This is a genomic window from Aliiroseovarius sp. S1339 (genome assembly GCF_023195695.1).
In the GTDB taxonomy this organism is placed as follows: domain Bacteria; phylum Pseudomonadota; class Alphaproteobacteria; order Rhodobacterales; family Rhodobacteraceae; genus Aliiroseovarius.
The window spans coordinates 122,213-135,637 of record NZ_JALPQG010000011.1; the positions used below are offsets into that span (position 1 = coordinate 122,213).

The following is a 13,425-nucleotide window of genomic DNA, read 5'->3' on the forward strand; positions in this document are numbered from 1 at the left end:
CGCACAAGGGGTAGGTTTGCAGCCAGCATTGGCACCAAATGTCGCGGAACTCCCTTCGGCTACCCCGATCCGTTCGGGGTATGATAGCGCAGGGCCGTCAGCCTTCAATACGTGACAGGTCCGCAACGCCGGCGCAGATCATTCTGATACGCGATAGAAGATTCAGCCGGTTGCGGCGAACAACTTGGCTGTCAGTATTGATCTGCACCGCGTCAAAGAATGCGTCGATGGGTGCGCGCAGATCCGCCATGGCGTGCATGGCGGCGGCGAAATCTTCGGCCTCCATCGCGGGTTTGATGGCAGCCTCGGCGGTGTCGAGCGCGGCGAACAGGGCTTTTTCCTCGTCCGCCTCGGCGAATTTCACATCGGCCCCATAGGAGTATTCGACACCGTCGTTCTCTTCCGACTGTGCCAGAATGTTGCTGGAGCGTTTGACGCCTTGCAGCAGGTTTTCGCCATCATTGGTGGCCAGAAAGGCGGTCAGGGCTTCGGCGCGTTTCACAAGCAGGGTCAGGTCGTCATTGCCCGGCATGGCAAGACAAGCATCAATCACATCATGACGCACGCCCTTGTCGCGCAGATAGACTTTCAGGCGGTCGTGGAAGAAGCCCAGCAGGTCTTGCGACGTATCGGGCAGGCTTTTCTTCACCTCCTCCAATCGCTTGGACAGGTCGCCATCAAAATGGTCCAGCACTGTTCGGATCGCTGCGCCAAACACGCCATGTTGCGCGATTTCATTGTCGAGGTCTTGCAAAAGTGCTTTGCGAACGGTGCCGTTTTCGTTCAGCTCGATTTCATGGCGCAGCAGTTGGGAATCAAATAATTGGTCCAATGCGATGCGCAGATAATTGTCCAGCACCAAACGGATCACCCCAAGCGCTGCCCGGCGCAATGCAAATGGGTCCTTCGATCCGGTCGGTTTTTCGTCAATCGCCCAAAACCCCGTCAGCGTGTCCAGCTTGTCAGCCAGTGCAACAGCAACCGACACGGGCGCAGACGGCACGTCATCGGTTGGGCCAAGGGGGGAATAATGTTCGACAGCGGCATTCGCGACCTCAACCGGATAGCCAGCGGGTGCGGCATAATATTTGCCCATCAAGCCTTGAAGTTCGGGAAATTCATAGACCATCTCGGATGACAGGTCGGCCTTGGCCCAGCGCGCGGCTTTTGCGGTCAGGTCGGCATCGGCCCCAATCGAAGGCGCGATGGCACTGGCCAGTTGGGTGATGCGTTCGATGCGTTCGCCCTGTGTGCCCAGCTTGTTGTGGAAGGTGACGTTTGACAGGCTTTCAAGCCACGGCGCGCCGCCGGCTTCGGCCACGCGCAGATCGTTCTCCCAGAAAAATTTGGCGTCCGCCAGTCGGGCCGACAGGACTTTCTGGTTGCCCGCCAAAATGGTCGCGCCGTGATCGGCGGTGTCGCGATTGGCGACGGTTACGAATTTCTCGATCAGGCCCGACTTGGGATTGCGCACAGAAAAGAACTTCTGATGCTCGCGCATGGATGTTTGCAGCACTTCAGGAGGCAGTGGAATGAACTCATCCGCAATATCGCCCATCAACACGACCGGCCATTCGACCAGCCCCGCAACCTCGGCCAGCAAGCCCTTGTCCTCGACGATCTGCAAACCTTGAGCGAAAGCAGCGTTCTGCGCTTCGGCCCAGATATGATCGGCGCGCTCATCGGGCGACAGGATCACCTTGGCGGCTTTCAATTTCGCTTCGTAATCCGCAAAGTTGATCACGGCGATACGGCCGGGCGACATGAAGCGATGCCCCTCTGTGGTGTCACCAGCAATGATCCCGTCGACCTCAAGCGGCACAACATTGGCCCCTGCCTCGTCCGACAAGATGCACAAGATCGAATGCAGCGGGCGCACCCAGCGCAGGCTGCCCGTTCCCCAGCGCATCGACTTGGGCCATGGGAAGTTGCGGATCGCACCCTCCAGCACCTCGGCAACGATGTCGGCGGCGGGGCGCCCCTTCTTTTCGATCAGCGCGAAATAGACCGGGCCTTTGGGGGTATCGCGTTCCTCTAACTGGTCGCGACTCACACCTGCGCCCCGTAAGAACCCTTCGATGGCCTTGTCAGGCGCGCCCACTTTCGGGCCTTTGCGTTCTTCGCGTGTGTCGGGCGACGTGGCCAACAGCCCCTCGACCGCCAGTGTCAGGCGGCGCGGCGTCGACAGCGCGGCGGCACCGGCATAGGTCAATCCGGCCTCGACCAGACCATCGGTCACAAGCTTTTTCAGATCATCCGCCGCGCGCCTTTGCATGCGCGCCGGAATTTCTTCAGAAAAGAGTTCAATAAGCAGGTCGGGCATGTCGCTTACTCGCTGTATTTTTCGTTCAGTTGGTGCCAGGCGTAACCCCGACCATCGGGAAAGATCGCGATGACGCGATCCACTCCGTCCTGAATGTTGCGTTCGCCCAGAAAGGCTATGGCTTCGCCAACCTCCAAGGCCGCGCCAATCTGGCTTGCGTCAAAGCAATCAAACCATCCAGGCGCGGTCAGGGGCGTAGCCTGTTCATAGACCTCGTAGGTTTCGGTAAGCATCGCAAGGCTCATCGTTGTGGTGAAACACCCACGAAACCTGAGCGGCGAGCTGTCAGCGTCGATCCCCTGAAAGCTGTCATACAGCACGATTTCAGGCTCGCCCGTCACGACGTTCGTCATGCGCAATTGGGTGTCCAGCGACACGTCATCATAAAACGCATACACTTGCAGCCAATAAATCGCGACGCCTGCGATAAGTGCTATTCCCACAATGAATATCCCAATGACCTTGCCGCTCACGCCGCGTCCTCGTCGGTCCAGCCGCCGGCGCGGGTTTGAACGAATGCATCTGCACACAACTTCGCCAAATTACGAACCCGCCCGATATAGGCCTGACGTTCGGTGACCGAGATCACGCCGCGCGCATCCAGCAGGTTGAACAGGTGGCTGGCCTTGATGCACTGGTCATAGGCGGGGTGCACCATGACGATGCGCTTGCCGGTTTTCGGGTCGATATACGCCTGATCAAGGATCGTTTTGCATTCAACCTCGGCCTCTTCGAATTGCTTCAGCAGAACGTCGGTATTTGCCACGTCAAAGTTCCAGCGGGCGTATTCTTCTTCGGTCTGTTTGAACACGTCGCCATAGGTCAACGGGATCGGTGCGCCGGGATCATTAAACGGCATGTCCATCACGTGATCGACGCCAAGGATATACATCGCCAGACGCTCCAATCCATAGGTCAGCTCGCCCGAGACGGGGTGACAGTCATAGCCGCCGACTTGCTGAAAATAGGTGAACTGGCTGACCTCCATACCGTCGCACCAGACTTCCCAGCCAAGCCCCCAGGCACCCAGTGTGGGGCTTTCCCAGTCGTCTTCGACAAATCGGATGTCGTGCAGGTCCATGTCGATGCCGATAGCCTCAAGTGACCCAAGATACATGTCTTGCAGATCGGGCGGGCTGGGTTTGATCAGCACCTGATACTGATAATAGTGCTGCAACCGGTTCGGGTTCTCGCCATAGCGCCCGTCGGTCGGGCGGCGCGACGGCTGCACATAGGCCGCTGCCCATGGCTGAGAGCCGAGCGAACGCAACGTAGTGGCCGGGTGGAACGTGCCCGCGCCGACCTCCATGTCATAAGGCTGCAAGATCGCGCAGCCTTGTTCGGCCCAGTAGTTCTGAAGCCGCAGGATGATCTCTTGAAAGCTTTTCGGACGCGTGTCGCTGTTGGCCATGGCCTTGCCCATCTGGTCGTTGGCGGAATGTCTGCCTTCAATACGGGCTGCCCCCGACAGGGTCAACGCGTGAAAACCGACGATTTCACCCGGTCAGGCGCATGTTTGGCACGCTGCCCCCGCGTTTCGCGCCAAAATTGACGAACGCGCTGGACCCGCCACACGAAACTGTCATATTGCCAACCTGTTATTGACTATTTCCGGGCGGATTGTGCTATTTGCCCAAGAATATTCCAAGCCAAGCCGCGAGGCCACGAGGATCCATGACCAAACGCATTGCTGCCGCCCTTTTCACCGGACTTGCGACAAGCCTGATCAGCCTGCCAGCTGTCGCCCAGCAAAACACGTCCGCTGCATCCGGGACACAGGCGGAAAACCTGTTTTGGATTCAGATCGAGGCGCAACCAACACTGGGCGAGGCAGAGGCCCGCGTGCGCAGCTATTCCAGTCGGCTTGAAGGCGTGAACGGGTTCCGCGTTGGCAACAATTGGTATGGCGTCATTCTTGGCCCATATACCGAGGATGCAGCCAAAATTCAGCTGCGATCCTTAAAAAACGCCGGGCTGATCCCGCGCGACAGCTTCATCACATATTCGAACCAATTGCGTCAGCAGTTTTGGCCCGTGGGTGCCAATGCGCTTAACACCAAACCGCTTGAAGCCTCGGCTGAAACAGAAACTGCAAGCGGTGCAGCCGAACCATCAGCACAGGGCGAACAGATCGCGTCGGTCGCCCAAGCCGACCCAACAACGAACCTGACCCAACCAGAGCCTGCACGCGATGAAACCAAGCGCGAGGCATTGACCAGCGAACGGCTTCTGGATCGGGACGGTCGCAAGGCGCTTCAGGTCGCTTTGCAATGGGACGGCTATTACACGGCGGCAATCGACGGGTCCTTCGGGGCGGGCACACGTCGGTCGATGGCAGCATGGCAAACCGATCGCGGCTATGATCCGACCGGAGTTCTGACCACCCGCCAGCGCAAAGAGCTTTTGGAGAGTTTTCAGGCCGTCCTCGCGTCCTTGGGCATTGCGCCCTATGAAGACCAACAGGCCGGGATATCCGTCGCCATTCCGGCTGCGATGGTTGAATTTGCCCGTTATGAAGCGCCCTTCGTGCATTTCGACACCAAAGACGACAGCGGCGTGCGTGTGGTTTTGATCAGCCAGACCGGCGATCAAGACACGCTTTACGGCCTTTATGACATTCTGCAATCGCTTGAAATCGTGCCTGTCGGCGGCCCGCGGGCACGCAAAAAATCTTCGTTCACGATCGAGGGCACGGATGGTCGCATCACGTCCTACACGCAGGCCCAACTTGTCGATGGCACGGTAAAGGGGTTCACGCTGATCTGGCCGGTCGGCGATGACAAGCGCCGCGATATGGTCTTGCGCGACATGCAAGCCAGCTTTGCCTCGCTCGGGCCGCAGGCACTGGCTGACAATGCGGGGCTAGACGCTGCGACCCAAAGCCTTGATCTTCTATCCGGACTTGAAATTCGCACGCCTGAACTGTCGCGGTCGGGCTTTTATGTCGACAGCAAGGGCACAATCCTGACCACGGCGGAAGCGGTTAGGGACTGTAGCCGCATTTCGATCAACGAAGACTATGACGCCGATGTCGTCGCGTTGGACGACGCGCGTGGTCTTGCTCTGCTTAAGCCGCAAGACCCGCTGGCCCCCATCGCCTATGCCGCGTTTCTGTCTGTCGATCCACGCCTAAAATCAGACGTGGCCGTGGCGGGTTATTCCTACGAAGGCCGCCTAAGCGCGCCCAGCCTGACCTTTGGCAGCCTGTCCGAGCTTAAAGGACTGAATGGTGAAGCCGACCTGAACCGTCTGACCCTTGCCGCCTTGCCGGGCGATGCAGGCGGCCCGGTTCTGGATGCCGGCGGGGCTGTGATGGGAATGCTTCTGCCGAACCAAACGTCCGCAGGCCGCACCCTGCCCGAAGGCGTCAGCTTCGCGCAGGACGCAGGGTCGGTCACATCTTTCCTGACAGATAATGGCGTATCGCCGGAAGCCACCGACGCGATCGCATCCATGGATCCCGTGGACCTGAGCGCGCGCGCAGCTGACATGACCGTTCTGGTCAGTTGCTGGAACTAAACGCCTGACATTTTAAGATTTGAGAATGCCTGCCCCACTTTGGGCGGGCATTTTTATCCGCGCCAGAAGGATACGGTAAACAGGACATAAACGGCCAATAGCTCTAGCCGACCAATCAACATGGTTGCCGCCAATATCCATTTCGCCGTGTCGTTTAGGTCTGCAAAACTCCCGGTGGGCCCGATCAAACTCCCAAGTCCCGGCCCAATATTGGCAAGTGCTGTCGCCGACCCGGATAGGGATGTGATGAAATCCAGGCCGGTCATACCAAGAAGGACGGCCACAATCCCCAGAGTGACGACGAAAAAGACGAAAAAGCTCATCACCGATGACAGAACCTCGTCATCCACCCGGCGCCCGGCATAGCGCGGTGTGAAGATGCCATGCGGTGAATGGATCGCCCGGACTTGCGCCTTGATCGACGAGAACAGCAACTGATACCGGAACACTTTGATCGAACAGGCTGTCGATCCCGCGCAGCCTCCGATCAAACCGATGAAGAAGAACATAACGACAGGAAACGCGCCCCACATCATGTAATCCTGTGACGCATAACCAGTTCCGGTCAGGATTGAGGTCACGTTGAACAGCGTCTTACGAAACGATTCCTCAGTGCTTTGGCCATCCGCCAGCCAGCGCCATGACGCCATCATCAACACGATCACAAAAAGCGTTCCAAAAAAGGCCCGGACTTGCGGGTCAAACAACAAGGGGCGGGCCGTGCCTGCAAGGATTTGCACATAGCGCACAAAGGGAAGTGCTGCGAGCAACATGAACACGACAGCCGCATATTCCACACCCGGCGGGAACCCTGCGAACGACGTGTCGTAATTGGCATACCCACCCGTCGCGATTGTCGTCATCGCGTGGGTGGCCGCATCGAAGACATCCATGCCCAACGCGAAATAGGTTACAGCACAGGCCCCGGTCAGGCTGAAATAAACCACTGAAATCCTTGACGAGATTTCAGTCGCACGGGGCAGGATTTTCCCGATTGTGTCAAAGCCTTCTGACCGGAATATCTGCATACCGCCCACGCGCAGTTCGGGCAGGAAAACCATTGCGACCACGATGATGCCGATGCCGCCGAACCATTGCAAAAGTCCGCGCCAGAACAACAGACCCTTTGGCAGTTCGTCTAACCCCGATAACACCGTCGAACCGGTGGTGGTCAGGCCGGACATCGCCTCAAAAAACGCATCTACCGGGCGCGCGCCCAAATCCGAAAAGAAGAATGGCAGCGCCCCAAAGATCGGCAGTGCGACCCAGACGCCGGTGGTCAGCAAGAAGGTTTGCTGGATCGACAGCCCTTTGCCGACACCATTGGCCGTGGCCAGCGCCATCGACCCGCCAACCAGCATCGTGATGACCGCACTTTCCAGAAAAACAGCCCAATCCGGGCTGCCGTAAAACAGATCAATCCCCATTGGGATCAACATGGCGGCCCCAAGAGCGGCGACCAGAAGGCCGGTAACATATACGACAGGTCGCAGATCGAACATGGGCGAAGGGTTGGCCTCAGGCAGGCAAACTGTCAAGGATCAGATGGCATTGAAACCTTGCGACCGCGCGGCTGTGTCCCATTCGCAGAGGTCTTTTGACAGGTTCACACACCCGCGCGCGACCTAGCCTACGTGAAACAGGGTCGAGAACAGTTTGGGGTCCAGACTTTCGGCCTCAAACGTTTTACCTTCGGTCAGGATCGACACTGCATCGTGGCTGTGCAGGCTTTCCTGATGGCTCGCCACAACGCGAAAGTCACCGATGCGCGGGTCTTCCTGCAGATGCTCGCAGAACAGACGGGCGGCATCTTCGACAAAGATCGGGTTTGCGGCGTTCAGTTCCGCAAAGGCCTGTTCATCCTCGCGTTTGACCATGACCTGCGTTTCAGTTGGAACAGCCGTGCGGCAAACGTCAATCAGGTCCTCGAACCACAAGGTATGGTTGGGCTGGTGGATCTTCTCGACCGAAATACGTGCGACAGACCGTTGCGAGTGTGGCGTGGCAAGCTGGCCGCGCGTATGGCGCGCATGTTCGGACAGCTCTAGCGAACAGGGGCAAGTTGAGGAGTAAACATAGTCCAGATGCATGAACTTGCGCCGCGTGCCACGATGTTCGACCAGTTCCAGCGCGATGTCGTAAAACTGATAGCCGGACAGGCCCGATCGCAGGCTTTGCACCCTTGCCGGGTAGGAAAAACGCATTTCGATCCGCGCATCAAGACTTTCAAGATCGGTCTTGTAGTCGTCCAATGCGGCCTCGATCACGTCGAAGCTAAAGGTCTTTTCGGCGTGGGCATAGAAGCTGCGCATGATGCGGGACATGTTGATGCCCTTCTTACCCGCTTCAAGGCTGACTGTTCCCGTAACCGAGGTTTCCAGCGTCACATCCGCGCCGTCGCGCGTGTGATAGCGGATCGGCAGGCGGAAGTTGGAAATTCCTACGTGCTGGATATGCCGTTTCGCGCCTTGAATCAGGCTGGCCGGTCCGTTTTGCAGGTCCGGCATTGACGCCTTATAGGCCGCGTCGGGTGCAAAACCGTCGGGATAGGTGCGGCGCAGGTCTGGGTAGTTCGGCAGTTCTGACCCCGGCAAAAGTCGTGCGATGGCCGGATCCAGCTTCGCAACTTCGACCGGGTCTGCCTTCTCGGCCCAGTTGCGCAAAACAGCCAGCGCCTCACGCGCGGCGTCCGCATTTGGGGCCTTGCCGCCCTTGCGCTTCATCTGGTTCATCGCGGACCCTCCGATCCTGTCGCACTCTAATATTATAAGTGTGTGGCAGGGATTCTCCAAACAGGTTGCGCAAGATGCGACCAATCAGGCTGCGTTTAGGGCCTGTGTCAGATCTGCGATCAAATCCTGTGTATCCTCAAGTCCGATAGATAGACGCAAAAGACCCGGAGTGATCCCCATCTGTGCTTTCTGATCATCGGGCAAGCGTTGGTGAGTCGTCGTGGCCGGATGGGTCACGATAGATTTCGCATCGCCAAGGTTGTTCGATATCAAGACAATCTCAAGCGCATTCAGGAAACGGAACGCGGCATCCTTGCCGCCGGCCAAATCCAACGAAAGGACCGTGCCCGCCCCGCCAATCATCTGGCGTTCGGCCAGCGCCTTGTCCGGGTGGCTGTCCAGCAGCGGATGAATGACACGGGCGAGTTTCTTATGACCCTCTAATGCGCGCGCAATCTCAAGCGCTGACGTCGCCTGCGCCTTCACGCGCAGTTCCATCGTCTCCAAACCTTTCAGCATGACCCACGCATTAAACGGGCTCATCGCTCCGCCGGTGTGCTTCAGATAGGGCTCAAGCGTTTTGCGGATATAATCCTGCGTGCCCAGCACGACACCGCCAAGGCAACGACCCTGCCCGTCCACATGCTTGGTTGTCGAATAGACGACCACATCGGCGCCTTGATCTATAGCCCGGCTGAAAACGGGCGTGGCAAAGACATTGTCGACAACGACCAGCGCACCAACGTCGTGGGCAATTTCTGAAACGCCTACGATGTCGATCACCTCAAGCGCCGGGTTGCTCACGCTTTCGAAGAAAATTACTGCGGTATCGGGGCGCACAGCCGCGCGCCAAGCGTCCAGATCCGTGCCGTCGACCAATGTTACCTCGACCCCGAAGCGCGCCAAGATATCTTCAAGAACATAAAGGCACGATCCGAACAATGCGCGCCCAGCAACAACGTGATCGCCTGCCTTCAGAATGGACATCAGTGCGCCATTGACAGCCGCCATGCCTGACGCCGTGGCGAACCCGTCTTCGGCCCCTTCAAGGGCTGCCATTCGGTCTTCGAACATCGCGACAGTCGGGTTGCCGTAGCGGGCATAAATGAACTCGTCCCGGCTGCTTTCGATAAAGCGCGCCTCGGCCTGTTCGGCGCTGTCATACACGAAACCTTGCGTCAGAAAGATCGCTTCGCTGACCTCGTTGTACTGGCTGCGACGTGTACCGCCATGCACCGCCGTGGTCCGTTTTGACCAACCAGTTTTGCCCTCTGTCATCGCGCGCTCCTTTCGCACAAAAAAACCCCCACCGCTTTACGAGCGCCGGGGGTGAATTTGCGGGGCATATCGCCCGCAAGGTCCCTGACCTCTTTAGCAGAATATTTTACGTGGCCCGCAATCCGGCAAACAAATCGCCACGCAGCAAGCCCTAGCGCCTGCGACGTTTTGCGTCAAGAGAGCAGGGAATACAGGTGCACCGGGTCGCGCCCCAAGGAAGGTTTGGGTGCTCTTGCCATTTTGCGCGCGCCTGTCATCCTGCGACTCCTTGAAGGAGGATGAACATGCCAGACACCATTGAGCTTTATTATTGGCCCACGCCAAACGGTTGGAAAATCTCGATCGCGCTGGAGGAAATGGCGCTGCCATACGAAGTCAAGCTGGTGAATATCGGCGCGGGCGACCAGTTCGAACCCGACTTCCTGCGCATCGCGCCAAACAACCGGATGCCCGCCATCATCGACCCGGATGGGCCGGATGGCGCGCCGATCTCGGTCTTTGAAAGCGGTGCGATCTTGCAGTATCTGGCGCGCAAGACGGGGCTTTTCTACGGGAAGACAGAGCGAGAGCGTATTGCTGTGGATCAGTGGCTGATGTGGCAGATGGGAGGCCTGGGGCCGATGGCCGGTCAGGCGCATCACTTCCTGAAATACGCGCCTTCGATGGATCCGCCCCATGATCTGCCTTATGCCAAGGACCGTTATCGCGCTGAAACCGCGCGACTTTACGGCGTAATGGACCGCCAACTTGCAGATAATCGCTATCTGGCTGGCGAGACTTACTCCATCGCCGATATGGCATCTTGGGGGTGGGCGTCACTGTGGGAAGGGCAAGAGCAGACATTGGATGACAAACCAAACCTGGCCCGTTGGCTTGAAGAGGTCGGCGCGCGCCCGGCTGTTCAGCGCGGCCGCGCTGTGGCGTCCGACCAGCGCGGCAATCTTCAGACTGACCGTAAAGCACAGGATTTGCTGTTCAAAAGATGAGGCGTCAGCTTTCGTGCGCGTCCTCTTCGATGCCGTATTTCTTGAACAATCCAGCTTGGGACATGAAGAAAGCGAACATCGCCAGTGGCAGGCCAAAGGTTTTGAAGTTGACCCAAGCGTCGGTGGACATGGTGCGCCAGATCACCTCGTTCGCGACGGCAAGGACCAGAAAGAACAATGCCAGCCGTTTGGTCAGGACCATCCACCCTTCGCGTTCCAGCGGAAGGGCCCGATCCATGACTGCCTCCAGATAACTCGTGCCGCGCATCAACCCGAAGCCAAGAAGACCCGCGAACAGAAGATAAATCATGGTCGGCTTCATCTTGAAGAAGCGTTCGTCGTTGAACCAGATCGATAGCCCCCCGAAACCAATGACCAGCACCAGAGTCATGATCTGCATTTTTGACAGATGGCCGGTGATTTTCCACAGCGCCAATGTGGCCAGCGCCAGAACCGGGATGAACATCGCCGTCACGGCAACAAAACCCGAATAATCCGTGCCGCCAACGGTGAAAGTGCGATCTTTCAGCAAGGTATAGGCCGCAAAAAACAGGATGATCGGTCCGTATTCAAGTGCTGCCCTAAAGGTGGGGTTTGCCTGTTTCTCGGTCATGGTGCCTCCTTATCCGCCCATTTCGACTATCACGGCGCCAACTGCGATCAAAGCCATCATCGTCAGGCGACGCGGCCCGACGCGTTCTTTCAGCACAAGCCAGCCGATCAGGGCGGCAAAAACGGTCGAGGTTTCGCGCAAAACGGCGGCTTCGCCAACACTATCTAGCCGTGTGGCCAACATAATCGAGCCGAAGCTGAAATAGGCAACGAATGCACCAAGAACGCCGCGCCCCATCAGCCGGGCAAGTGCCGGACGCTCTGGCATGTTCCACCAACGCAAACCCGCGATCACGGGCATGAAAAACCCGTCGATGAAGAAAAACCACGCCAGGAATGTAAAGGGGTCGGCGGTCGCGCGGATGCCATAGGCGTCGTAAGTGGTATAGGCCGCAACGAAAAGCCCCGTCACAACGGCCATCGCCAAAGCGGGCTTCAGAAGCTCGCGCCCCATCTGCCAGTGGCGCAGGTTGTAGGCGGCAAGGGCAAAAATTCCCGCCACCAGCGTCGCAACCCCTGCCCACTGTATCGCGGTGAACTTCTCGCCAAACAAGATACCCGCCCCGATCACCGTGAACAGCGGCCCAGTGCCACGCACCACCGGGTAGACGACCGTATAGGACCCTAGCGCATAGGTGTAGCTTTGCGCGACTTTGTATCCAACGTGGATCACAAAAACGACCGCGAAGATGGGCCACATATGTGGTTCGGGCCATGGGACGACGAACAGGGCGAAGGGCGCGGCGATCACACCGTAGGAAAGATCAATCGCGCCGCGCGACAACCACGGATCATGGCGTCCCTTTTGAAGCGCGCCAAAAAACGCGTGCAGAAACGCCGCGAACAAAGCCAGCATCAAGGCGACCTGATGACCAGCCTCGGTGCCTTCCAGCGATATGAGCCAGTCGCTCATGCCCCACGCTTATTCGGTGATGCCGATCAGGGCGCGGGCAAATTCCTCGGGGTCGAAGGGGGCAAGATCGTCGATCTGTTCGCCAACGCCAATGGCGTGGATCGGCAAGGCGAACTTGTCGGCCAACGCCACCAGAACGCCGCCTTTTGCCGTGCCATCAAGCTTGGTCATCACCAGACCGGAGACGTCAGCCAGCTTCTGAAAGGTTTCGACCTGACGAAGGGCATTCTGACCCGTGGTCGCATCCAGCACCAGCAAGGTATTATGCGGCGCGGTCTCGTCTTTCTTCTTGATAACACGCACGATCTTGGCCAGCTCTTCCATCAAATCAGCGCGATTTTGCAAACGCCCGGCGGTGTCGATCATCAAAAGATCAGCGCCGTCCGCCTCGGCTTGGGTCATCGCATCGAAGGCGAGCGAGGCTGGGTCCGACCCTTCGGGCGCGGTCAGGACAGGCACGCCCGCGCGATCCCCCCAGACCTGCAGCTGCTCAACCGCGGCCGCGCGGAAAGTGTCGCCGGCGGCGATCACGACCTTTTTGCCAGCGGCGGTGAACTGGCTGGCCAGCTTGCCGATCGTGGTCGTCTTGCCGGCGCCATTCACGCCGACGATCAACACCACCTGAGGGCGTTTGGGATAGATCGGCATGGGCAGGGCCACAGGCTCCATAATCCGCGCGACTTCAGAAGCCAGCACGGATTTGATCTCAGCCACAGACAATTTTTTGCCTAAATGCCGCTCCGAGATATTGGCGGTTACGCGCATTGCGGTGTCCACGCCCATATCGGACGTGATCATCAGATCTTCGAGGCTTTCAAGCATGTCGTCATCGACGGTCCGGCGGACGACGGTTTTGGCCTCGCGCCGCCCGAACATACGGCCCAGCAGGCCTGGTTTGGCGGCGGCGGTGGGTGCGACGTCAGCGGCGATATCCAGCGGCGCAGGATCGACCTGCTTCGCTGGCTGAGGTTCGGGTTCGGGTTCGGGTTCGGGTTCGGGTTCGGGTTCGGGTTCGGGTTCGGGTTCGGGTTCGGGTTCGGGTTCGGGTTCGGGTTCGGGTTC

The 13,425-nt window shown here is 58.5% G+C and carries 11 protein-coding genes and 1 riboswitch; of the genes, 2 read left to right on the top strand and 9 right to left on the bottom strand.

Translation table 11 applies throughout. The annotated features are described in order from the left end of the window. Window positions 1-97: 97 nt before the first annotated feature. From glyS to MUY35_RS15720, 3 genes are read right to left on the bottom strand one after another with little or no spacing between them, the layout of a single operon-like run. Window positions 98-2,323 carry a glycine--tRNA ligase subunit beta gene (gene glyS, locus MUY35_RS15710; protein WP_248370125.1) on the bottom strand — a complete coding sequence of 742 codons (2,226 nt, stop codon included), beginning with the start codon at window positions 2,321-2,323 and terminating at the stop codon, window positions 98-100. A 5-nt stretch (window positions 2,324-2,328) separates the two neighbouring features. Next, on the bottom strand, window positions 2,329-2,796 hold the full coding sequence (locus tag MUY35_RS15715) for a DUF6446 family protein (RefSeq protein ID WP_248370126.1): 468 nt from the start codon (window positions 2,794-2,796) through the stop codon (window positions 2,329-2,331). Then, window positions 2,793-3,734 (bottom strand): glycine--tRNA ligase subunit alpha, encoded by a 942-nt coding sequence (locus MUY35_RS15720; RefSeq protein ID WP_248370127.1) that lies wholly within the window; start codon window positions 3,732-3,734, stop codon window positions 2,793-2,795. Before MUY35_RS15720 ends, MUY35_RS15715 begins: the two co-directional genes overlap by 4 nt. A 263-nt stretch (window positions 3,735-3,997) precedes the next feature. Between MUY35_RS15720 and MUY35_RS15725 the strand changes: the two genes are divergently transcribed. After that, window positions 3,998-5,842: a serine protease gene (locus MUY35_RS15725; RefSeq protein WP_248370128.1), complete on the top strand. Its 1,845-nt coding sequence runs from the start codon at window positions 3,998-4,000 to the stop codon at window positions 5,840-5,842. Window positions 5,843-5,895: 53 nt separating this feature from the next. Here the strand turns inward: MUY35_RS15725 and MUY35_RS15730 are convergent, their stop codons facing one another. The 3 genes from MUY35_RS15730 to metZ all read right to left on the bottom strand — a co-directional run bounded on the left by MUY35_RS15730 (window position 5,896) and on the right by metZ (window position 9,852). Next, entirely contained in the window at window positions 5,896-7,344 is a 1,449-nt protein-coding gene (locus tag MUY35_RS15730; protein WP_248370129.1) for a TrkH family potassium uptake protein, read from the bottom strand. Window positions 7,345-7,467: 123 nt separating this feature from the next. Beyond that, window positions 7,468-8,574, bottom strand: a complete 1,107-nt coding sequence (gene folE2 / locus MUY35_RS15735; RefSeq protein ID WP_248370130.1) for a GTP cyclohydrolase FolE2 — start codon at window positions 8,572-8,574, stop codon at window positions 7,468-7,470. Window positions 8,575-8,658: 84 nt separating this feature from the next. Next, the gene (metZ, locus tag MUY35_RS15740; RefSeq protein WP_248370131.1) at window positions 8,659-9,852 is read right to left on the bottom strand and encodes an O-succinylhomoserine sulfhydrylase; all 1,194 of its coding nucleotides are present in this window, start codon (window positions 9,850-9,852) and stop codon (window positions 8,659-8,661) included. Window positions 9,853-9,924: 72 nt separating this feature from the next. Continuing rightward, window positions 9,925-10,003: riboswitch (SAM riboswitch) on the bottom strand. Between the two features lie 133 nt (window positions 10,004-10,136). Between metZ and MUY35_RS15745 the strand changes: the two genes are divergently transcribed. Beyond that, window positions 10,137-10,838 (top strand): glutathione S-transferase N-terminal domain-containing protein, encoded by a 702-nt coding sequence (locus MUY35_RS15745; protein WP_248370132.1) that lies wholly within the window; start codon window positions 10,137-10,139, stop codon window positions 10,836-10,838. 4 nt (window positions 10,839-10,842) lie between these two features. Here the strand turns inward: MUY35_RS15745 and MUY35_RS15750 are convergent, their stop codons facing one another. The 3 genes from MUY35_RS15750 to ftsY all read right to left on the bottom strand — a co-directional run. Beyond that, on the bottom strand, window positions 10,843-11,451 hold the full coding sequence (locus MUY35_RS15750; RefSeq protein WP_248370133.1) for an inner membrane-spanning protein YciB: 609 nt from the start codon (window positions 11,449-11,451) through the stop codon (window positions 10,843-10,845). A 9-nt stretch (window positions 11,452-11,460) separates the two neighbouring features. Next, entirely contained in the window at window positions 11,461-12,363 is a 903-nt protein-coding gene (locus MUY35_RS15755) for an EamA family transporter (RefSeq protein ID WP_248370134.1), read from the bottom strand. Between the two features lie 9 nt (window positions 12,364-12,372). Beyond that, on the bottom strand, window positions 12,373-13,425 hold a 1,053-nt coding region (ftsY, locus tag MUY35_RS15760; RefSeq protein ID WP_248370135.1), incomplete at its 5' end, for a signal recognition particle-docking protein FtsY.